Source organism: Rubrivivax albus (assembly GCF_004016515.1).
GTDB classification, from domain to species: domain Bacteria; phylum Pseudomonadota; class Gammaproteobacteria; order Burkholderiales; family Burkholderiaceae_C; genus Rubrivivax; species Rubrivivax albus.
In genome coordinates this window covers 800,121-820,147 of sequence record NZ_SACT01000001.1, presented here as the reverse complement: position 1 = coordinate 820,147, position 20,027 = coordinate 800,121, and the positions used below count along the sequence as shown (strand labels likewise).

Here is a 20,027-nt window from a genome sequence, read left to right as displayed (position 1 = left end):
ACCCGCCGGTCAGCGGATCCTGCGCACCCGTGGCCGCTGGTTGACGCCTTCGATCGTCATCAGGAAGCTGCCCAGCAGCGCCCGTTCGATGCGCACGGGCGGATTGTCGAGTTCGTAGACGCCTCGGGTGTCGTCCACGATCTGCCACACCTGCCCGTTGGCCAGGGTGAACCTCGTGCCGTTGGCGAACTCGGTCACCTTGCCCACGATGCGGCTGGACAGCGTGTCGGGCACGCCTTCGCGCTGCCGGTTCTCCAGGCCGAAGTCGCCTCCGGTGGCCGCGGGCGCGGGGGCGGCACCGGGTGCCTCGGGCGTCGGTGCCGCCACCGGCGCGCCCCAGCCGGCACGTGAACCGACACCGGGCAGCGCGATGGCGTCGTAGCAGGCCAGCCGCGCGGCGGCCTCGGGAATGATGCGGCAGCGCTGGATGGCCGCCGTGTCGGCCCATGACGGCTGGGCCAGCATCAGGGCCGCCAGGCCGCAAAGGACAGTGAATCTCATGGGCATCACTGTAGCGGACCCACGGCCCGCCCCTGGCGTGCCACCATTCGGCTCCATGACGGACACACGCCCACATCGCCGTCTGCGCTGGTGGTTCGCGCTGGCCGCCGGCCTGTTGCTGCTGGCAGGCTGCGCCACGCTGGACGAGCGCCAGCGCGAGTGGATCTTCCAGCCGGGTGCGCGCACCTGGTGGGGCGGCAGCGCCGCCGCCGAGGGCATGCAGGACCGCTGGATCGAATTCGTGTCGGCGGAATCCGGCGACACCGTGCGCCTGCATGCGTTGTGGGCACCGCAGGGCCGCGCCGACGCGCCGGTGCTGCTGTACCTGCACGGCGCGCGCTACGACGTGCGCGGCAGCGCACACCGCATGCGGCGGCTGCAGGCCCTGGGCTTCGCGGTGCTGGGCGTGGACTACCGCGGCTTCGGCCAGAGCAGCGCCGTGCTGCCGTCGGAGGACATGGCCTACGAGGATGCCCAGGCCGCCTGGGACTGGCTGGCCCGCGAGCACCCGGACCGACCGCGCTATGTCTTCGGCCATTCGCTGGGCGGTGCCATCGCGGTCGACCTGGCCAGCCGGCGCGACGACGTGCGGGGCCTGATCGTCGAAGGCAGCTTCACCTCCATTCCCGACGTCGTGCGCCACTTCAAGTGGGGCTGGTTGCCGGTGGGGCCGCTGATCACGCAGCGCTTCGAGGCCGCCGAACGCATCGCCCGCGTCAAGGCCCCCGTGCTCGTGGTGCACGGCAGCGAGGACCGGCTGATCCCGCCCGCCCTGGGCCAGGCGCTGTACGAGCGCGCACCGCACCCCAAGCGCTTCGTGCTCGTCGAGGGCGGCTCGCACCACAGTACGAACGCGGTGGGCCAGCCGCTGTACCGGCAGGCGCTGGCGGACCTGTTCGGGCTGCGCGCCGCGGAGTGAGGCCGGCCCAGCCAGGCCGCTGGCGCGCCGCCATGGTCCAATCCGGACCATGCCGATGCCCGATGCCTCCGCGCCGCCCGACGGTGTGCGCGTCGCCAAGCTGATGACCGAACGCGGCCTCGCGTCGCGCCGAGAGGCCGACGCCTGGATCGAGGCCGGCTGGGTGCGCGTGAACGGCGAACTGGCGGTGCTGGGCCAGCGCGCCGCACCCGATGCGCGCATCGAGGTCGACCCGCGCGCGCGGCAGGAACAGGCCGAGCGCGTCACCGTGCTGCTGCACAAGCCGGTGGGCTATGTCAGTGGCCAGGCCGAGGACGGCTACCCGCCGGCGGTGTCGCTGGTGCAGGCCACCACGCGCTGGGCTGGCGACAAGGGCCCGCGCCGCTTCCACCCCGGCCAGCTCCGCGGCCTGGCGCCGGCCGGGCGGCTGGACATCGACTCCACCGGCCTGCTGGTCCTGACGCAGGACGGGCGCATCGCCAAGCAGCTGATCGGCGACGACAGCAAGGTCGAGAAGGAGTACCTGGTGCGTGTGCAGCACCTTCGGCCCGGCCGCCTGCCGGACGAGGAGCTGCAGCGCCTGCGCCACGGCCTGTCGCTCGACGGCCGCGCGCTGCGCCCGGCCAAGGTGAGCTGGGCCAACGACGACCAGCTGCGCTTCGTGCTGCGCGAGGGCCGCAAGCGGCAGATCCGCCGCATGTGCGAGCTCGTCGGCCTGAAGGTGGTGGGGCTCAAGCGCGTGCGCATCGGCAGCGTCGTGCTCGGCCAGCTGCCGCCCGGGCAGTGGCGCTACCTGGGCCCGCACGAGCGCTTCGCGTGACCGCGCCGAGCACGGCCACCACCGGCAGCCGCCCGGCGCTGGGCCATGGCGGCGCGGCCGCCGTGCTCGCGCTGCTGATGGGCCTGCAGCCGGCCACCACCGACATCTACCTGCCCGCGCTGCCGCTGCTGACGCAGGACCTGGCCGCGCCGATGGCGCTGGCGCAGCTGACGATGGCCGCGCTGATCCTGGCCTTCGGCTTCGGCCAGCTGCTGTGGGGCCCGGTGGCCGACCGCTTCGGCCGTCGCCCCGTGCTGGTGGGCACGCTGGCGGCCTATGCGCTGGCGGCGCTGGGCAGCGTGCTGGCCGGCAGCATCGAGCAGCTGGTGGCCTGGCGCGCGCTGCAGGGCTTCACGATGGCCGGCGCGGTGGTGTGCTCGCGCGCGATGGTGCGCGACCTTTATGCGCCGATCGAAGGCGCGCAGGTGATGGCGCTGGCGCTCAGTGGCCTGGGCATCGTGGCGCTGCTGGGCCCGGCGCTGGGCGGACTGGTGGCCGCCACCAGCGGCTGGCGCGCCGCGCTCGGCGTGGTGGCGGCCTACGGCGCCGCCGCCTTCGCCTTGGTCGCCTGGCGCGTGCCGGAGACGCTGGCGCAGAAGAACCCGCGCGCCACGGCGCCGGGGCCCATGCTGGCCAACTGGGTCGAGGTAGCGCGCCATCCGGGCTTCCGCGCCTGGATGCTGCTGGTCACCTGCACCTATGGCGGCATCTTCACCTACCTGGCCGGCTCGTCCTTCGTGTTCATCGACGTGCTCGGCCTGAGCCCGGCGCAGTACGGTCTGGCGATGGCCTCGGTCAGCGCCTGCTACATGGCCGGCACCTTCGCCTGCCGGCCGTGGATCCGCCGCTTCGGGCTGGGTGGCAGCGTGGTGCGCGCTGCCGGCTTCACCGCGGTGGCCGGCGCCAGCATCGTGCTGCTGGCCGTGGCCGGCGTCGAATCCGTGTGGGCCTTGCTGGTGCCGCAGTGGATCTACTGCTTCGGCCACGGCTTCCACATGCCCTGCGGCCAGGCCGGCACGGTGGCGCCGTTCCCGCACAAGGCGGGCGCGGCGTCTGCGCTGGCCGGGTTCGTGATGGCGCTGGTGGCTTTCGGCATCGGCCGCTGGCTGGGCGTGGCGCTGGACGGCACGGTGCTGCCCTTCGCCTTCGGCCTGGGCTTCTGGTCGGCCACTACCTGTGCCGTGGCCTGGACGCTGGTGCGCCGGCACGGCGGCTGAGGCGATGAAGGGCATCGTGCTCGCCGGGCCCACCGCCAGCGGCAAGACCGCGGTGGCGCTGGCCCTCGCCGCGCAGTTGCCCTTGGAGGTGATCAGCGTCGACTCGGCCCTGGTCTACCGCGGCATGGACATCGGTACCGCCAAGCCCACGCCAGCCGAACGCGCCGCCGTGCCGCACCACCTGATCGACATCCGCGACCCGCTGGAGCCGTATTCCGCCGCGCAGTTTGCCGCCGACGCCATGCGGCTGGCCGCGGAGATCCGCGCCCGCGGCCGGCTGCCGCTGCTGGTGGGTGGCACCCTGCTCTACGTGAAGGCGCTGCGCGACGGCATCGACGCCATGCCTTCGGCCGACCCGGCCGTGCGCGCCGCCCTCGACGCACGTGCGGTCAGTGAAGGCTGGCCGGCCCTGCACGCGGAACTCGCGCGGGTAGACCCGACCACCGCCGCCCGGCTGGCGCCCAACGACAGCCAGCGCATCCAGCGGGCTCTCGAGGTCTGGCAGGTGTCGGGTCGGCCCCTGTCCGACTGGCACCTGCGCTCGCAGGCGGTGGCATCAGCCGCCCATGCCGACTGGCCCCTGGTGGCGCTGGAGCCCGGTTCGCGTGCGTGGCTGCACGCACGCATCGCCGAGCGCTTCGACACCATGCTGGCGGCCGGCTTCGTCGACGAGGTGCGCGCGCTGCGTGCCCGCGGTGACCTGCACCCGGCGCTGCCATCGATGCGCTGCGTCGGCTACCGGCAGGCGTGGGCGGCGCTCGAGGCCGGCGACCTGGCACCCCTGCGCGACACCGGAATCGCCGCAACCCGTCAGCTGGCCAAGCGCCAGCTGACCTGGTTGCGCTCGATGCCCGATCGACACATCGTGGCCTGCGACGCCGCCGATGCCGTGCCGCGCGCGATGGCGCAGATCCGGGCGCTGGCCGGCGCGTGAACAACGCACTCCCCGGGCAGCGGGGGGTGGCGGGCGGTTCGTGAGAACGGTCACCGCGGCGCGGGTCGCGCCCCGGCAGCATCGCGCCCATGAAACAACTCGTCACAGGTCTGGGCCTGGCGGCCCTGACCGCTCTGGTCAACGTCGCCGATGCGGCACCGGTCGCCGTCTCGCTGCCCGCGAACTTCTCGCTGCAGGCCTACACCGGCACGGCGGCCGTCAACGCCGGCCTGCTGGACGCCGACGGCGTGCTGTGGACGGTGCAGGAGCAGGCCCGCGACGGCCTGCAGTCCTGGTACCTCTTCTTCGACCCGCTGAACGCCAGCCGCCTGCGCGCCACGGTGAACTTCGGCGCGCCCATCGTCGCCGTGTACACCACCTCGGCCGAGCTTGCGGCCACGCAGGCCGAATGGTCGGTGGACATCGACGGCGACGGGCAGTGGAACGACTACGCGGCGCACCGCCTGATGGGGCTGGAAGGCGCCGACACCGTGAACTGGGCTTTCGGCGGCACAGCGCTGACCCTGGACTGGCGCGCCAGCGACCCCGGCGACCACGTGCGCGTGCTGCTGTGGCAGCCGCAGGACCAGACCGTGCCGGAACCGGCCAGCGCGGCGCTGGCGCTGCTGGGCCTGGGCCTGGCCGGTGCGCTGCGCCGTCGCACGGCACGCTGAACATGGTCTGATGCCCCGCCGCGCCGGAGGATGCGGCCGCTGCGGCATCATCGGCCGCGATGCTGCACATCGATCACCTGGCCAAGTCCTTCGGCGACACCCCGGTCTTCCGTGACCTGAGCCTGGACCTGGCGCGTGGCGAGTTCGTCGCTCTGCTGGGCGAATCCGGCGTCGGCAAGTCCACGCTGCTGAACTGCATCGCCGGGCTGGAGGACGCCGATGCCGGCCGCGTGGTGATCGACGGCCGCGACCTGGCCACGCTGGACGACGATGGCCGCGCGCGGCTGCGCCGGCAGACGCTGGGTTTCGTCTTCCAGGCCTTCCACGTGCTGCCGCACCTGAGCGTGGCCGACAACGTGGGCCTGCCGCTGCGCCTGCTGGGCCGGCACGACCCGGCACGCGTGGACGCGCTGCTGCAGGCCGTGGGGTTGGGCGGGCTCGGTGCCCGCGCGCCGGCACAGCTCTCCGGGGGCCAGCTGCAGCGCGTGGCCATCGCACGCGCCGTGGTGCACCGGCCGGCGCTGATCCTGGCCGACGAGCCCACCGGCAACCTGGACCCCACCACCGCCGCCCGCGTGCTCGACCTGCTGCAGGTCCAGGTGCGCGAACACGGCTGCGCCTGCCTGCTGGTCACCCATGCCGAGGCCGCCGCCGCGCGGGCCGACCGCGTGCTGCAGGTGACCGCGATGGGACTGCGCAGCGCGGTGGCGGCCTGAGCGCGTGACCGCTCCCCCGGCCGCCCCCCGCCTGGCGGACTTCGCCGCGCTGGCGTGGCGCGAGTGGCGCCACCACCCGTGGCGACACGCCGCAGCGCTGCTGGCGGTGGCATTGGGCGTGGCGCTGGCGGCATCGGTGCACCTGATCAATGCCTCGGCGCTGTCGGAGTTCTCCGCCGCGCTGCGCGCCACCAATGGCGAGCCCGACCTCACCATCACCGACGCCGGCGGCGGCGCGCTGCCGGACGCCGCCTACGCCCGGCTGCTGGCCGCCCCCGGCGTGCGCCAGGCCAGCCCGGTGATCGCCTTCGAGACCTATGCGCGCCTGGCCGACGGCACGCGCACGCCGCTGCAGGTGCTCGGCGTGGATGCGCTCACGCTGGCCAGCCTGGCGCCCGACCTCGTGCCGCGCCCGGCCGAAGGCGAGGACCGGCTGGCCTTCATCGACCCGTCGCGCGTGTTCCTCAACGCCGCCGCGCGCAGCCGCCTGGCCGTGGCCGACGGCGACATGCTGGCGCTGCAGTCCGGTGGCCGATGGCAGACGCTGCGCGTGGCCGGCTGGGTGAGCGCCGGCGGCGGGCCGCTGGCGGTGATGGACCTCTCCGCGGCGCAGGACCGCTTCGGCTTCGCAGGCCGCCTGACCCGCGTGGACCTGCGGCTGGAACCGGGCGCCGCGCCGCCCCCGCTGCCCGCGGTCTGGCGCGCCGAGCGGCCCGACGATGCGGCTCAGCGGGTCTCGCAGCTCTCGCGCGCCTATCGGGTGAACCTCACCGTGCTGGCACTGGTGGCGCTGTTCGTCGGCGGCTTCCTGGTCTATTCGGTGGTCGCGCTGTCGGTGGCGCAGCGGCTGCCGGGCTTCGCGCTGCTGGGCGTGCTGGGGTTGACGGCGCGGGAGCGACGCCGGGTCGTAATGCTGGAATGCCTGGGCATGGGCATGCTCGGCAGCCTCGTCGGCGTCATGGCGGGCATCGCCCTGGCCGCGGCGGCGCTGCGCTGGCTGGCCGGCGACCTGGGCGGTGGCTACTTCCCCGGCGTGACGCCGCCGCTGCGGCTGGAACCGGCAGCGCTGGCGCTGCTCTTCGTGCTCGGCACCATGGCGGCGCTGCTGGGCGGCTGGGTGCCGGCGCGTGCCGCCGAGCGGCTGCAGCCGGCGCGTGCGCTGAAGGGCCTGTCCAGCCTGGAGGCACCGTCGGCCTCGCCGCTGCCGGCGGTGGGGTTGCTGGCCATCGGCGCGGCACTGGCCTTCGCACCACCGATCGCCGGCCTGCCGTTGGCCGCTTATGCGTCCGTGGCCTGCCTGCTGTTCGGGGGCGTGGCCGCCGTGCCCTGGGTGGTGCAGGCGGTGCTGGCCCGGTGGCCGCTGCCGCAGGCGGCGCTGCCGCGGCTGGCGCTGCAGCGCGCGGTGTTCCAGCGCCACACCGCCACCGCCGCGGTGGCCGGCGTGGTGGCGGCGCTGGCGCTGTCGGTGGCGCTGACGGTGATGGTGGGCAGTTTCCGCGCGGGCGTCACCCAGTGGCTGGACACGCTGCTGCCGGCCGACCTGTACGCGCGCACCGCCACCCGCGGCAACGCGGCCGACCAGGCCTGGCTGCCCGAGGCCTTCATCGCCGAAGCGGCCGCGTTGCCCGGCGTGGAACGCGTGCAGGGCAACCGGCTGCGCCTGCTGTCGCTGGCCGCCGACCGGCCAGCGGTGGCGCTGATTGCCCGCGAGGTGGGCAACCCGGCGCAGACGCTGCCGCTGGTCGGCACGCCGCTGGCCGCAGCGGCCGGCGACGCACGCCCGGCCTGCTACGTCAGCGAGGCCATGGTCTCGCTCTACGGCGCCGAGCCCGGCAGCACGCTGAGCCTGCCGCTGGAGGGCGCCACGCTGGACTGCGTGGTGCGCGGCGTCTGGCGTGACTACGCGCGCCAGTTCGGCAGCGTGGTGATCGAACTGGCCGACTACCGGCGCCTGACCGGCGACACCCGGCTCAACGACCTGGCCCTGTGGCTGGCGCCCGACGCGGCGCCGGCCGCGGTGCGCGAGGCCCTGTCGGCACGCATGGCCGATCCATCGATGCTGGAGTTCGCCGAAGCGGGTGAGATCCGCGCCATCTCGCTGCGCATCTTCGACCGCAGCTTCGCCGTCACGCGCTGGCTGCAGATGGTGGCGATCGCGGTGGGGCTGGTGGGCGTGGCGGCCAGCCTGTCGGCCCAGGTGGCGGCGCGGCGCAAGGAGTTCGGCCTGCTGAGCCACCTGGGGCTGACGCGGCGGCAGACCGTGGCGCTGGTGGCTGGCGAAGCGGCCGCGTGGCTGACCGCCGGCGCGCTGATCGGCGTGGCACTCGGCGTGGCCGTGAGCGCGGTGCTCGTGCACGTGGTCAACCCGCAGAGCTTCCACTGGACCATGGACCTGGTGCTGCCCTGGCCGCGGCTGGCGGCACTGGCGCTGGCGGTGCTGGCCGCCGGCACCGCCACCGCGGCAATCACGGCACGGCGCGCCGCCGGCCGCGCCGCGGTGATGTCGGTGAAGGAGGATTGGTGAGGTGAGGCGCCGGCCGATGATGATCGCGACGCTCGCGGCCCTGGCCGCGGGACGACGCGCGAACGCCAACGACGCCGCGCTGCCGGTGGTTTCTCGTGATCGCGTGCTGCAGTTCCCCCTCGACCATGGCGCGCACCTGGCGGCGCGCATCGAGTGGTGGTACGTCACCGGCTGGTGGGGGCCGATGGCCGCGCCGACGCATGGTTTCCAGGTCACCTTCTTCCGCAGCCGCACCGGCCTGGCGGCGGACAGCCGCAGCGCCTTCGCGCCGCGCCAGTTGCTGTTCGCGCATGCGGCGCTGACCGACCTGCGCGCCGGCACGCACCGCCACGCCGAGCGCATCGCGCGCTGGAACGGCGACCCGGCCGCGCCGGTGGCCGCCGCGGCGCTGGACGACGCGCGCGTGCACATCGGCGACTGGCGGCTGGCCCGCGAAGGCCAGACTTGGGTGGCCCGGCTGGAGGACCGCTCGCAGGACCTGCTGCTCGCACTGACGCTGCGCCGCACGCAGCCGCTGCTGCTGCAGGGCGAGGCCGGCTGGTCGCGCAAGGGGCCGGCGCTGGCACAGGCCAGCCACTACGTGAGCGAGCCGCAGCTGGCCGTGGCGCGCGACGGTGGCGGTGGCGCCTGGCTGGACCAGGAATGGAGCGACGAGATCCTGCACCCCGAGGCCGTGGGCTGGGACTGGGCCGGCATCAACCTGGCCGACGGCAGCGCGCTGACGGTGTTCCGCCTGCGCCGCGCCGACGGCAGCACGCTGTGGGCCGGCGGCAGCTGGCGGCCGGCCGGTGGTGCAGTGCGCGCCTTCGCGCCGCAGGAGGTGACGCTGCGCCCCGGCCGCCTCTGGACCAGCGGCCGCACCGGCGGCCGCTACCCCGTGCAGTGGACGCTGGACACGCCCGCGGGGCGACACACACTGCACGCCCTGCTGGACGCGCAGGAACTCGACGCCCGCGCCAGCACCGGCACGGTCTACTGGGAAGGCCTGTCGGAACTGCGCGATGCCCAGGACCGGCGCATCGGCCTGGGTTACCTGGAGATGACCGGCTATGCCGGTCGCTTGCGGCTGTAGCCGCCTGGGTTCAGAGGTCGCCGGTGCGACCGGGCTTCTCGGGCCGTTCCGGCTTGTCGGGCTGCTCACGCGAGCCCGACGCATCCGCCGCACCAGCGCCGGATCCCCGCGCCGGCCGCCAGGGCTCGTCGGCGTTGGCGGCGCGCACGCAGTTGCCGCCTGCCTCGCGCGAGGTCTGCAGCGCCTGCTGCGCCATCTCCACCAGCGCGTTCAACGGCTGGTGCAACGGCCGCAGCACGGCCACGCCCACGCTGGCGGTGAAGGTGGCGCCATCCGGCAGACCGGGCAGGCGCAGACGTTCGACCATCTCGCGGATGCGGTCGGCCACGTCGAGCGCACCGGTGGCGTCGGCCTGCGGCAGGAAGACGGCCAGTTGCGCATCGTCGAAACGCGACAGCAGGTCGGCCGCACGCAGCGACGCCATCACCTGGCGGCCCAGGCCGGCCAGCAGGGCATCGGCCACACGGGCCCCCATCTGCTCGGTCATCGGGCGCAGGCGGTCCACCTCCACCAGCAGCAGCGCCACCGCGCCGCCGTAGCGGCCGGCGCGCAGCCAGTCGCGTTCGGCCAGGGCCAGGAAGGCCGGGCGGTGGAACATGCCGGTCTCGGGGTCGCGCAGGATGGCGTCGCCGGTGGGCACGGTGTAGGTCGCCGGCACGGGCGTGACGTCCGGCTGGGCGGCCGGGGGCCGGCGCCAGGCGGTGGCACCCGCCACCAGCGCGGCCACGGCCGCCGTGGCCAGCGACGCCGGCCAGGGGGTCTGCGGCCAGAGCAGCGGCACGCTGCCGGTCAGCAGCGCGGCAGCGGCGCCGGCGGTCAGGGCACGCGGCCAGGGCGACGCTGCGGCCGCCGATACAGGGTTGGAATCCTGAAGGGGGGAAACGCTCATGTGGGATTGTCGGCAGGGGCATGCCGCTCCTCGAGCATTCGACCACAGATGCCCTCGGCAAGGGCGGGCAGTTTCACCGGTTCACGGGGTGCTCCGCTTGACGAACCGTCCGCAATGCAATTAGAGTGATATCACTTTAATGCCAACCCTGGAGCTCACGATGTCCACCCAACGCACGCCCGAGCACACCGCGCGGGCCACCAACGGGTATGCCATGGCCGCCGTCGGCATCGGCCTGATAGCGCTGCTGCCCGTGCTGGCCGTCACCGGCGTCGCGCGCACACCCTGGCTGCTGGTGCCGCTGGTGCTGGCGTCGGCCACCGGCGTGTTCCTGCTCGTGGGCCTGTACATGCTGCAGCCCAACGAGGCGGCCATCCTCACGCTGTTCGGCCAGTACACCGGCACCGACCGCGGCGAGGGCCTGCGCTGGGCCAACCCGCTGGCGAAGAAGCGCAAGCTCTCGCTGCGCGCGCGCAACCTCAACGGGCCGACGCTGAAGGTCAACGACAAGCGCGGCAACCCGGTGGAGATCGGCGCCGTGGTGGTCTGGCGCGTGCGCCACACGGCGCAGGCGGTGTTCGACGTCGACGACTTCGAGACCTACGTGAAGGTGCAGGCCGAGGCCGCCGTGCGCCACCTGGCGTCGATGTACGCCTACGACGACGGCGAGGATCTGGACCCTGGCGAACACACGCTGCGCGGCGGCATGGACAGCGTGGCCGCCGCGCTGCGTGCCGAACTGCAGGACCGCTTCGAGGAAGCCGGCGTCGAGGTGCTGGACGCCAAGCTCAGCCACCTGGCCTATGCGCCGGAGATCGCGCAGGTGATGCTGCGCCGCCAGCAGGCCGAGGCCATCGTCAGCGCGCGGCACAAGATCGTGCAAGGCGCGGTGGGCATGGTCGAGGCGGCACTCAAGGGCCTGGCCGAGAAGGACCTGATCCAGCTCGACGACGAGCGCCGTGCCAGCATGGTCAGCAACCTGCTGGTGGTGCTGTGCTCCGACAACGAGGCGCAGCCGGTCATCAACACCGGCACGCTGTACGGCTGACCGCGGGCGATGGACACGACCTACCGCTCCGAGCAGCGTTTCGCCGCGCTGTGGACCGTGATGCCGCTGACGTCGCTGGCGGTGGCCGCCGTGCTCTGGTTCACCGGCGACCCGAACGCGCGCCTGGGCATCGGCATCGTGCTGTCGACCACGGCCTTCACGCTCAGCGTGCTGGGCCGCCTCGTGGTGCAGATCCGCGGCGACCGCCTGCTCTGGCACTTCGGCTGGCTGGGCATCCCGCGCTGGGAGCTGCCGCTGGCGGACATCACGGGCTGCGAGGTCGCCCGCGGGGCCGCAGCAGGCGCCGGCATCAAGGGCACGCGCCAGGACCGCGAATACACGGCCGCCGTGGCCAGCCCGGGCGTGAAGTTCACGCTGAAGGACGGCCGCAGCATGTTCCTGGGCAGCCCGGAGCCCGAGCGGCTGCGCGCCTTCGTCGAGGCCCGGCTGCCCGAGGGTGCCAGGGCGACGCCGAAGAAGGCGCCGCGCCGGCGCTGACATCACGCATGGCCAGCCCGGGCAAGAAGCACTTCGCGCTGCGCATCGACCCGCGCGTGTGGGCCGAGATCGAGCGGCTGGCGGCGCAGGAACTGCGCAGCGCCAACGCGCAGGTGGAGATGATGCTGCGTGAGGCCTTGCAGCGGCGCGGGCGGGGCGTCCCGACTGCGGTAGAGGCCGCGGAGAACGGCGAGGACACGCCCGGCCGATAGACTCGCGGCCCATGTCCACCTCCGACACCGCCCGGCCCGCGGCCAAGACGCCGCGCTCGCTGTCGGGCCTGCTGCCCTTCCTGCGGCCCTACCGCGGCCGCATCGGGCTGGCCCTGTTCTTCCTCGTGATGGCCGCGCTGAGCACGCTGGCCTTCCCGGTGGCGCTCAAGAGCCTGGTCGACGACGGCCTGGTGGCCGCCGCGCCTGGCGAGCGGCTGGTGGCCATGCGCGAGCACTTCGGCCTGCTGTTCGCCGTCGGCGCCGCGCTGGGCATCTTCTCGGCGCTGCGCTTCTACATGGTCACCTGGATCGGCGAGCGCATCACCGCCGACCTGCGCAACGCCGTCTACCGTCACGTGGTGCAGCAGAGCCCCGAGTTCTTCGAGACCACGGCCACCGGCGAGGTGCTCAGCCGCCTGACCACCGACACCACGCTGGTGCAGAGCGTGGTCGGCTCGTCGCTGAGCATGGGGCTACGCAACACGGTGATGGGCATCGGCGCGCTGGTGGCACTGATCGTCACCAACCCGGTGGTGATGACGCAGGTGCTGGGCATTCTGGTGCTGGTGGTGCTGCCCAGCCTGTACTTCGGCCGCCGCGTGCGCAAGCTCAGCCGTGCCAGCCAGGACCGCGTGGCCGACTCCAGCGCCATCGCCGCCGAGGTGCTCAACGCCATCCCCGTGGTGCAGAGCTACCACCAGCAGGCGCGCGAGGCGGCGCGCTTCGACACGTCCACCGAAAGCGCCTTCGACACCGCGCGCAAGCGCACACGGGTGCGTTCGCTGCTGGTGGCCTTCATCATCACGGCCACCTTCGGCGCGCTGATCTGGGGCCTGTACCAGGGGACGCAGGCGGTGCTGCGTGGCGACATCTCCGCCGGCCATCTGGGGCAGACGGTCTTCTTCGTCATCATCTTCGTCAGCTCGGTGGCCGTGCTGTCGGAGGTCTATGGCGAACTGCTGCGCGCCGCCGGCGCCACCGAGCGGCTGATGGAGCTGCTGGCCACGCAGAGCCCGGTGGGCGAGCCGGCGACGCCGCTGCCACTGCCACCTGCGCACGGCGGCTCAGCGGTGCGCTTCGAGGACGTGCGTTTCCACTACCCCTCGCGCCCGAAGCAGGCGGCGCTCGACGGCTTCACGCTGGACGTGCGGCCCGGCGAGACGGTGGCGCTGGTCGGTCCCAGCGGCGCCGGCAAGAGCACGGTGCTGCAGCTGCTGCTGCGCTACTACGACGTGGCCGCCGGCCGCATCCTGCTCGACGGCGTGCCGGTGGACCGGCTGGCGCTGGGGGACCTGCGCGGGCGCGTGGGCATCGTGCCGCAGGACAGCACCATCTTCTCCACCAGCGCGCTGGAGAACATCCGATACGGCCGGCCCGGGGCCAGCGACGACGAGGTCATCGCCGCGGCCAAGGCAGCCTTCGCGCACGACTTCATCCTCGCCCTGCCCGAGGGCTACGCCAGCTTCCTCGGCGAGCGCGGCGTGCGCCTGTCCGGTGGCCAGCGCCAGCGCATCAGCATCGCGCGCGCGCTGCTCAAGAACCCGCCGCTGCTGCTGCTGGACGAGGCCACCAGCGCGCTGGACGCCGAGAGCGAGCGCATGGTGCAGGCGGCGCTGGAAGCGGCGATGCAGGACCGCACGACCATCGTCATCGCCCATCGGCTGGCCACGGTGCTGAAGGCCGACCGCATCGTGGTGCTGGAGGGCGGGCGAATCGTCGACATCGGCCGCCACGACGAGCTGGTGGCCCGCGGCGGGCTGTACGCCAAGCTCGCGGCGATGCAGTTCGGGCAGACCGACGATGGCGACTGAGCGCCCGGCCGGGCCCACAACGGCGCGCGGCCGCGGGGCGCGGCTGCGCAGGCTGCTGGCCCTGTCGTGCCTGGCGCCGGCCACGGCCCTGGCGCTGGACACCGACGCGATCCTGCGCTGCAAGACCATCACCGACCCGACGCTGCGCGTGGCCTGCTACGACGCCGCGGTGGAAAGCCGCCTGCCGGCGGCCCAGACGACGCCGGAGGCCCGCGCCCTGCTGCTGGACAGCCCGGAGCCGGACCCGCGGCAGCGCTCGCTGATCGGCGACCGCTGGGGCCTGGGCGCGCCGCCGGAAGACAGCCGGTTCGACCTGCGCGCGCACCGCCCCAGCTACATGCTGCTGGGGCGCGTCAGCGACGCCCCCAACCGCGAGCCCGGCACGCCCTCCAAGCCGCCGCTGGACGCCCCGCTGAACATCCAGGACACCGAGGCCAAGTTCCAGCTGAGCTTCAAGTTCAAGCTGGCCGACTTCGGGCGCGAGCTCGACATGCCGCTGTCGATCTGGGGCGCCTACACGCAGCAGAGCCACTGGCAGGTCTTCAACGCGGGCATCTCGCGGCCGTTCCGCGAGACCAACTACGAGCCGGAACTGATGGTGGCGCTGCACCCGGACCTGGACCTGTGGGGCTGGCGCTGGCGCTTGGCCGCGCTGGGCATCAACCACCAGTCCAACGGCCGGGCGGAGCCGCTGTCGCGCAGCTGGAACCGCATCGTGGCGCAGCTCGGCGTGGAACGGGGCGACGTGGCGGTCATCCTGCGGCCATGGCTGCGCGTGCGCGAGGCCAGGGCCGAGGATGACAACCCGGACATCGTCGACTACCTGGGCCACGGTGACCTGACCGTCGTCTGGGCGCCGGGCCGGCACCAGTTCTCGCTGAGCAGCCGGCTGAACCTGGCCACCGGGCGCGGCGCCGCGCAGGTGCACTGGACCTTCCCGCTCACCCGCCGCGTGCGCGGCATCGTGCAGTGGTTCGGCGGCTACGGCGAGAGCCTGGTGGACTACAACCGCCGCCAGCACACCCTGGGATTCGGCATCTCGCTGGCCGACCACCTCTAGGCACCCGCCGTGCTGCGGGCCTCACGCCGGGAGCGCGTGGTCAGTGGTTGATCACGACGTTGACGAAGGCTCCGCGCCAGTCCGGGGCCCGGCCACCGGCCGCGTCGCGGATGCCGGCCCCGGCCATGGCGACCGCCACGCCGGCCGACAGGTAGGTGTGGCGGTTGACGACCCGGCTGTACTCGAGGAACACGTCGTCCGACAGGTGGGGCCGCGTGACGCCGGCCACGAGGTTGGCGTCCGAACCTGACGTGTCCAGCCGCGTGGCCTGGCCGAACTGGATGGGGCTGCGCAGTTCGTTGGCGCGCACGTGGGCGTAGCGCAGCGTCAGCGTGTCGCGTGGCGTGGGCTGCACGCGCAGCGCCAGCGCATGGGCCTGCACGTTGCTGTTGATGAAGGCCATCGACGACTTGGAGCCGGTGGACCACGCACTGGGGCTGCCTTCGTAGTACAGCGGGTCGAAGCGCTCCAGCGCAGCGGTCGCCGGGTCGTCGCCGGAGAAGGTCTGGTAGCTGTAGCTCAGTGTCGGCGCCCACCGCACGCCGGCAAGCGCCCGGCTGACCTGCAGGCGGCCGGCCCAGGCCTTCAGGTCGATGGCGCCATTGCGCTGCAGCGCCAGTTCGGCGGCCAGCGTCCAGCCGGCCAGCAGGCCGGTCGACGGCGAGGTGCGGGCGTAGAGGTCCAGCGTGCGTGTGCCGGCGCGCGCGCCCGGCAGGATGGTGGGTGCACCCGCGCCGCCGGGTGCAGCCTGCACGTAGGGCGACCCGGAGCGCTGCACGCGCAGCAGCGTGGCGCCCAGGTGGCCGCCCTCGCCGTCATCGCGCCGCAGGTCCACGCCGGCCAGGCGGTTGCCACCATCCGAAGACGGCAGTTCGTTGGGGCCGAGGTAGAACGCCGTGCCGGTGAAGCCGCCTTGCGACAGTCGCGCCACCGCCGCACGCGACCACGCCTTGCGCGGGCCGAACTTCAGGGCACCACGTTCGAATCCGCTGGACGCGCCGCTGGCCACCAGCATGCCGGTGCCCAGCTTCAGCTCCTGCGGGCCGATCGCGAGGTCGTAGCCGATGCCACCGGCCGTGGTGCCACGCAGGCCGAGGTGCGCCTCCTCCAGCGTGGCCGCACCGGTGTCGCCGCGGTCGAAGGCGTCGGTGCCGGCGGTGTAGGAACCAACGGCGGACAGGCGGCCGTACAGCGTCCTGCCGCCCCCCAGCATCGCCTCGCCACTGACCCCGGGCTTGGCGTAGAACTCCAGCCACTCGGTGTCGGCATCGAAGCCGCTGCCCGGCGCGGTGGTGTCAGCCAGCCGCCAGAACAGGTTCTGCTCGGCCACCGCGTTGATGCCGGCCTGCAGATGCCAGCGCAAGGTCAAGGCCTCGCTGCGGTGGAACACCGTGGGGTCGCTGGCGGGCTCGGCCGCCTGCGCAACGACCGGGGCGACCGCCATCAGCGTCGCCGCCACCAGGGCAAGGCGCCCATGAACTCTCGACATCGCCGACCGCCCTTCTGCCCGGGAACTCGACCGCGTCACTCCGCGCCGCTGGCCACCGGGGTGGGCCGCGGAGTCATCGTGCGCATCAGGTAGCCCGACAGGCAGGCACCGGTGTGCTGCGGCCCGGTCACCTTCAGCCACGCGGCACGGCGCTGGACCTCCGCCGCCGGCAGGCCCAGGAGCTCCGAATACGTGGCCACCTGCTGCAGCGCCTGCGCAAAGGCCTGACCGCCGTCGCTGCCCAGGGCCGGTGAGGACACGGCGCCCTGCGCCTTGCGGGCCGAGGCGGGCGGCGCCTGGTAGACCACCTTGTCGGCCTTGATCGTCTGCTCCACGCGCAGCGTGTCCAGCTGCTCGGGGTCGATGGCCGTGGGGTCGTCGGAAAGCACCACCAGGTCGGCCAGCTTGCCGGGCGCGAGCGAGCCCTTCCGGTCCTCCTCGAAATGCTGCCAGGCCGGCCAGATCGTCATCGCCTTCAGCGCCACCTCCACCGGCACGCGGTGCTTCGGGCCCAGGATGTCGCCCGAGCGCGAACGGCGCGTGACGGTGGCGTCGAGCACCCGGATGGAGTCCGGGAAGGCCACCGGCGCATCGTGGTGGGTGCCGAACATCATGCCGCGCTGCATCACCCAGCCGGTGGGCGACATGTCGTCGGCCACCACCGGGCCCACGGTGTGGTCGCGGTGCCAGTCGCCCCAGTAGAAGGTGTGCATCGGGAACAGCGACGGGAAGACGCCCAGCGCCTTCATCGTGTCGACCTGGTCCTCGCGCATGAACTGCCCGTGGATGAGCACCGGGCGGCGGCCGGGGCCGTGCTGCTTCTGTGCAGCCTGGATGGCGCTGAGCAGCACGTCGGACGCGCGCTCACCGTTGGCGTGGGTGAGGATCTGGATGCGGTTCTTGAAGGCCCAGGCGATGGCGTCGTTGACCTGCGCCTCGCTGGCCGCCGGGTAGCCGGCGTAGCCTGGCGCATAGTCGCCGCCCACGGGGTTGTAGTACGGGCGGTCGCGCCAGGCGGTGAAGCCCTGCGGGCTGCCGTCGATGGTCAGCTTGGCGCCGCCGACGCGCACGCCGTTCACGTACTGGTCGGAGACGTTGGCAGCGATGAAGTCGCGGTCCAGCAGCACGTCCGGGTAGGCGACGATGTCGATGTCGAAGCCGCCCTGGGTCGCCACCCGGCGCAGCACGCCCACGCTGTTGGTGTCCGCGCGCCCTTCCTGGGCGGTGGTGTAGCCGTAGCGGGTCCACATGCGCGCGCCGGCGCGGGCGAAGGCCTCGAAGCCGGCGTTGCCCAGGCTGCCCATCAGCGCGCCCAGGGCGCGGAAGTGCGCCGTCTCCTCCAGCACGCCGTTGGGGCTGCCGTCCGGCAGGCGGCGGATGATGCCGCCGGCCGGGTCGGGCGTCTGCGCCGTGAAGCCGGCGCGCTTCAGGGCCAGCGAGTTGGCCGCCCCGAAGTGCCCGGACTGGTGCATCAGGTACACCGGCAGTTCGGAGGAAACCGCATCGAGCTCCGCCGCCGTGGGATGCCGGCGTTCGGCCATCGTAGCCGGGTCGTAGCCGAAGCCGATGATCATGCCCAGCTGCTTGACGGCCTCGGCATTCTCCGCCTGCCACTGGCGCAGCACGCGCTGCAGCGACGGGATGTCGGTCACGTCGCCGTCCGGCGGCGCCAGCAGGTTGGCCGACGAGGCCTGCAGGCCGCCGCCGACCACGTGTCCGTGGCTGTCGACGAAGCCCGGCAGCAGCGTGCGCCCGGCCAGGTCCACCATCTTCGTGCTGGCGCCGGCATGGCGCATCACGTCGGCACGCGAACCCACGGCCAGGATGCGGCCATTGCGCGTGGCCAGTGCCTCCGCACGCGGCTGGGCGTCCTCCATCGTCAGGATGGGGCCGCCGACGTAGATGCGGTCGGCCACATCGACGGGCGCGGCCACCGCGGACAGGGCCGCCAACGCCCCGGCAAGGCTCCAGGCGCAAGCGCGGCGCCACCGCCGCCAGGTGTCGCCGGAGCGACCGGTGTGCAAGTTGGGCATGGTTGTCAATGTAAGGCGCTTCAACACGAGTGACGTTGACATGGATTTGTCCACCTTGACGGACCGAGGCCAAGCCTCACAACAGTCCCTCGATCGGCAGCCACGACAGCAGGGTCACGAGCAGGCGGCGCCACACGCTGGCGCGCGGCTCCGCGTCATGCACCACCTCGCCGGCCGGGGTCTGCTCCACCCATTCGATATCGCCGTCTCCGGTGAGCCGCAGGGCGTAGGTGCTGAGGGGCAGTTTCGCGTCGAGGCCCTTCAGCATCGCCTCGGCCATCGCCGGGCTGTCGATCACGAGGCCCATCTCGGTGTTCAGCCGCAGCGAACGCGGGTCGATGTTGAAGGAGCCGACGAAGACCCGTTGGCGGTCGATGGCGAAGGTCTTGCCGTGCAGGCTGGCGGTGCTGCTGCCGCCCACCGGCCACACGCCGCCCGTCCGGCGCCCGGGCTCAGGCTTGAGCTCGTACAGCCGGACCCCGGCACGCAGCAGGTCGACCCGGCGGCGGGCATAACCGGCGTGCACGGCCGCCACGTCGGTGGCCGCCAAGGAGTTCGTGACCACACGCACCTGCACGCCGGCGGCCGGGTGGCGGGCCAGCCAAGCCGTGCCGCCGGCCCCGGGCACGAAGTACGGCGAGATCAGATCCACCTGCTCGCGGACCGGGCCCAGGGCTTCGGTGAGGTCCGCCGCCATCCACCGCTCGGGTGGGGCTGCGGCCTTGTCCGGCGGGTCGACCACCAGGCGCATCGGCACCCATTCCAGCGCCAGGCGGCCGGCGGCAAGGTCCCGCGCCAGGGGGGCATCGCGCAGGGCGCGGCGATAGCGGTCGCCGTTCACGTCCGGTGCGGCGTTGTCATCGTTCGACGACGGGGCGGCGCCTGGCTCCGCATCCACCAGCGCCGCCAGCGGGTAGGCCAGTGCGCTGTTCCAGTAGTCGTCGAAGGCCGCCGCTACGTCGTCGGCGATCGGGCCCGCGGCCAGCACGTCCAGGTCGGCGAAGTCCAGCGCCGGGTCGGCGCCGAAGTAGGCGTCGCCGATGTTGCGGCCACCGACGATGGCCGCCTGCGTGTCGGCCACCAGCGCCTTGTTGTGCATGCGCCGGTTCAGCCGCGCGAAGTCCGTGACGTAGCCCAGCGCCTTCGCGGTGCGGAACGGGTATGGATTGAACAGGCGCACTTCCACGCGGTCGTGGGCGTCCAGAGCGGCCAGCCGCCCGTCCAGGCCCGCGATGCCGTTGTCGTCCAGCAACAGGCGCACCCGCACGCCGCGGTCGGCCGCCTGGCGCAGGGCGTCGAGCAGCATCAGGCCGGTCGTGTCGGGCCGCCAGATGTAGTACTGGATGTCCAGCGACGCCTCGGCCGAACGCACGAGCAGCATGCGGGCGACGAAGGCGTCCAGGGGGTCGGACAACGCCCGCAGCCCGCTGCGCCCATCGCCCGGGTTGTCGGCCTGCACGGCGCGTCCGATCGCCGTGACGCTGCTGGGGGAGAGGCGCGCGCTGGTTGTGCGCTCGGGCATCGGTGGCAGCCCGGAGCAGCCCGCCAGCAGGGTCAGCCACACCAGCACCGGCAGCAAGAACCCGCGCCAGCCGCACACCACCCGGCCC

The 20,027-nt window shown here is 73.3% G+C and carries 18 protein-coding genes; 13 read left to right on the top strand and 5 right to left on the bottom strand.

From position 1 onward, the window contains the following. Positions 1–9: 9 nt before the first annotated feature. Positions 10–501 (bottom strand): hypothetical protein, encoded by a 492-nt coding sequence (locus ENE75_RS03805; protein ID WP_128195757.1) that lies wholly within the window; start codon positions 499–501, stop codon positions 10–12. Between the two features lie 55 nt (positions 502–556). On the opposite strand from ENE75_RS03805, the gene ENE75_RS03800 reads away from it, so the two are divergent. The 8 genes from ENE75_RS03800 (at position 557) to ENE75_RS03765 (ending at position 9,377) form a co-directional block, all read left to right on the top strand. Further along, a complete protein-coding gene (locus tag ENE75_RS03800) occupies positions 557–1,420 on the top strand; it encodes an alpha/beta hydrolase (RefSeq protein ID WP_128195755.1) in 864 nt (287 codons plus the stop codon). 49 nt (positions 1,421–1,469) lie between these two features. Then, a complete protein-coding gene (locus ENE75_RS03795) occupies positions 1,470–2,240 on the top strand; it encodes a pseudouridine synthase (RefSeq protein WP_233258902.1) in 771 nt (256 codons plus the stop codon). Next, positions 2,237–3,457, top strand: a complete 1,221-nt coding sequence (locus tag ENE75_RS03790) for a multidrug effflux MFS transporter (RefSeq protein WP_233258901.1) — start codon at positions 2,237–2,239, stop codon at positions 3,455–3,457. The genes ENE75_RS03795 and ENE75_RS03790 overlap by 4 nt, the downstream gene beginning before the upstream one ends. Before the next feature lie 4 nt (positions 3,458–3,461). Further along, positions 3,462–4,391, top strand: a complete 930-nt coding sequence (miaA, locus tag ENE75_RS03785) for a tRNA (adenosine(37)-N6)-dimethylallyltransferase MiaA (protein ID WP_128195751.1) — start codon at positions 3,462–3,464, stop codon at positions 4,389–4,391. A gap of 89 nt (positions 4,392–4,480) precedes the next feature. Beyond that, positions 4,481–5,065: a PEP-CTERM sorting domain-containing protein gene (locus ENE75_RS03780; RefSeq protein WP_128195749.1), complete on the top strand. Its 585-nt coding sequence runs from the start codon at positions 4,481–4,483 to the stop codon at positions 5,063–5,065. Between the two features lie 59 nt (positions 5,066–5,124). Then, the gene (locus tag ENE75_RS03775) at positions 5,125–5,781 is read left to right on the top strand and encodes an ABC transporter ATP-binding protein (RefSeq protein ID WP_128195747.1); all 657 of its coding nucleotides are present in this window, start codon (positions 5,125–5,127) and stop codon (positions 5,779–5,781) included. Positions 5,782–5,785: 4 nt separating this feature from the next. Further along, the gene (locus tag ENE75_RS03770) at positions 5,786–8,305 is read left to right on the top strand and encodes an FtsX-like permease family protein (protein ID WP_233258900.1); all 2,520 of its coding nucleotides are present in this window, start codon (positions 5,786–5,788) and stop codon (positions 8,303–8,305) included. Between the two features lie 19 nt (positions 8,306–8,324). Beyond that, positions 8,325–9,377 carry a lipocalin-like domain-containing protein gene (locus ENE75_RS03765; protein ID WP_128195745.1) on the top strand — a complete coding sequence of 351 codons (1,053 nt, stop codon included), beginning with the start codon at positions 8,325–8,327 and terminating at the stop codon, positions 9,375–9,377. A gap of 10 nt (positions 9,378–9,387) precedes the next feature. Here the strand turns inward: ENE75_RS03765 and ENE75_RS03760 are convergent, their stop codons facing one another. After that, positions 9,388–10,266, bottom strand: a complete 879-nt coding sequence (locus ENE75_RS03760) for a GGDEF domain-containing protein (RefSeq protein WP_128195743.1) — start codon at positions 10,264–10,266, stop codon at positions 9,388–9,390. Positions 10,267–10,426: 160 nt separating this feature from the next. Between ENE75_RS03760 and ENE75_RS03755 the strand changes: the two genes are divergently transcribed. From ENE75_RS03755 to ENE75_RS03735, 5 genes are read left to right on the top strand one after another with little or no spacing between them, the layout of a single operon-like run. After that, the gene (locus ENE75_RS03755) at positions 10,427–11,314 is read left to right on the top strand and encodes an SPFH domain-containing protein (protein ID WP_128195741.1); all 888 of its coding nucleotides are present in this window, start codon (positions 10,427–10,429) and stop codon (positions 11,312–11,314) included. A 9-nt stretch (positions 11,315–11,323) separates the two neighbouring features. Continuing rightward, complete coding sequence (locus ENE75_RS03750; RefSeq protein WP_128195738.1) at positions 11,324–11,812, top strand: hypothetical protein; 489 nt, start codon at positions 11,324–11,326, stop codon at positions 11,810–11,812. Between the two features lie 8 nt (positions 11,813–11,820). Then, positions 11,821–12,024, top strand: a complete 204-nt coding sequence (locus ENE75_RS03745; RefSeq protein WP_128195736.1) for a type II toxin-antitoxin system antitoxin — start codon at positions 11,821–11,823, stop codon at positions 12,022–12,024. A gap of 11 nt (positions 12,025–12,035) precedes the next feature. Beyond that, positions 12,036–13,835, top strand: coding sequence for an ABC transporter transmembrane domain-containing protein (locus ENE75_RS03740; protein WP_128195734.1), 1,800 nt, complete (start codon positions 12,036–12,038; stop codon positions 13,833–13,835). Further along, positions 13,825–14,895 (top strand): phospholipase A, encoded by a 1,071-nt coding sequence (locus ENE75_RS03735; protein WP_128195732.1) that lies wholly within the window; start codon positions 13,825–13,827, stop codon positions 14,893–14,895. The genes ENE75_RS03740 and ENE75_RS03735 overlap by 11 nt, the downstream gene beginning before the upstream one ends. Positions 14,896–14,935: 40 nt before the next feature. Here ENE75_RS03735 and ENE75_RS03730 read toward each other — a convergent pair whose 3' ends face one another. The 3 genes from ENE75_RS03730 to ENE75_RS03720 all read right to left on the bottom strand — a co-directional run bounded on the left by ENE75_RS03730 (position 14,936) and on the right by ENE75_RS03720 (position 19,987). Next, positions 14,936–16,339, bottom strand: a complete 1,404-nt coding sequence (locus ENE75_RS03730; RefSeq protein WP_128195730.1) for an alginate export family protein — start codon at positions 16,337–16,339, stop codon at positions 14,936–14,938. An 80-nt stretch (positions 16,340–16,419) separates the two neighbouring features. Continuing rightward, a complete protein-coding gene (locus ENE75_RS03725; RefSeq protein WP_128195728.1) occupies positions 16,420–18,417 on the bottom strand; it encodes an amidohydrolase in 1,998 nt (665 codons plus the stop codon). Between the two features lie 76 nt (positions 18,418–18,493). After that, positions 18,494–19,987, bottom strand: a complete 1,494-nt coding sequence (locus tag ENE75_RS03720) for a phospholipase D family protein (RefSeq protein ID WP_310733617.1) — start codon at positions 19,985–19,987, stop codon at positions 18,494–18,496. Between the last annotated feature and the right edge of the window lie 40 nt (positions 19,988–20,027).

What these genes read in the sequence shown, in the direction of transcription:
- ENE75_RS03805 (WP_128195757.1), bottom strand. Translation starts at nt 501, where the DNA reads ATGAGATTCACTGTCCTTTGCGGCCTGGCGGCCCTGATGCTGGCCCAG.
- ENE75_RS03765 (WP_128195745.1), top strand. Translation starts at nt 8,325, where the DNA reads ATGATCGCGACGCTCGCGGCCCTGGCCGCGGGACGACGCGCGAACGCC.
- miaA (WP_128195751.1), top strand. Translation starts at nt 3,462, where the DNA reads ATGAAGGGCATCGTGCTCGCCGGGCCCACCGCCAGCGGCAAGACCGCG.
- ENE75_RS03745 (WP_128195736.1), top strand. Translation starts at nt 11,821, where the DNA reads ATGGCCAGCCCGGGCAAGAAGCACTTCGCGCTGCGCATCGACCCGCGC.
- ENE75_RS03735 (WP_128195732.1), top strand. Translation starts at nt 13,825, where the DNA reads ATGGCGACTGAGCGCCCGGCCGGGCCCACAACGGCGCGCGGCCGCGGG.
- ENE75_RS03760 (WP_128195743.1), bottom strand. Translation starts at nt 10,266, where the DNA reads ATGAGCGTTTCCCCCCTTCAGGATTCCAACCCTGTATCGGCGGCCGCA.
- ENE75_RS03780 (WP_128195749.1), top strand. Translation starts at nt 4,481, where the DNA reads ATGAAACAACTCGTCACAGGTCTGGGCCTGGCGGCCCTGACCGCTCTG.
- ENE75_RS03795 (WP_233258902.1), top strand. Translation starts at nt 1,470, where the DNA reads ATGCCGATGCCCGATGCCTCCGCGCCGCCCGACGGTGTGCGCGTCGCC.
- ENE75_RS03775 (WP_128195747.1), top strand. Translation starts at nt 5,125, where the DNA reads ATGCTGCACATCGATCACCTGGCCAAGTCCTTCGGCGACACCCCGGTC.
- ENE75_RS03800 (WP_128195755.1), top strand. Translation starts at nt 557, where the DNA reads ATGACGGACACACGCCCACATCGCCGTCTGCGCTGGTGGTTCGCGCTG.
- ENE75_RS03725 (WP_128195728.1), bottom strand. Translation starts at nt 18,417, where the DNA reads ATGCCCAACTTGCACACCGGTCGCTCCGGCGACACCTGGCGGCGGTGG.
- ENE75_RS03755 (WP_128195741.1), top strand. Translation starts at nt 10,427, where the DNA reads ATGTCCACCCAACGCACGCCCGAGCACACCGCGCGGGCCACCAACGGG.
- ENE75_RS03730 (WP_128195730.1), bottom strand. Translation starts at nt 16,339, where the DNA reads ATGGCGGTCGCCCCGGTCGTTGCGCAGGCGGCCGAGCCCGCCAGCGAC.
- ENE75_RS03740 (WP_128195734.1), top strand. Translation starts at nt 12,036, where the DNA reads ATGTCCACCTCCGACACCGCCCGGCCCGCGGCCAAGACGCCGCGCTCG.
- ENE75_RS03750 (WP_128195738.1), top strand. Translation starts at nt 11,324, where the DNA reads ATGGACACGACCTACCGCTCCGAGCAGCGTTTCGCCGCGCTGTGGACC.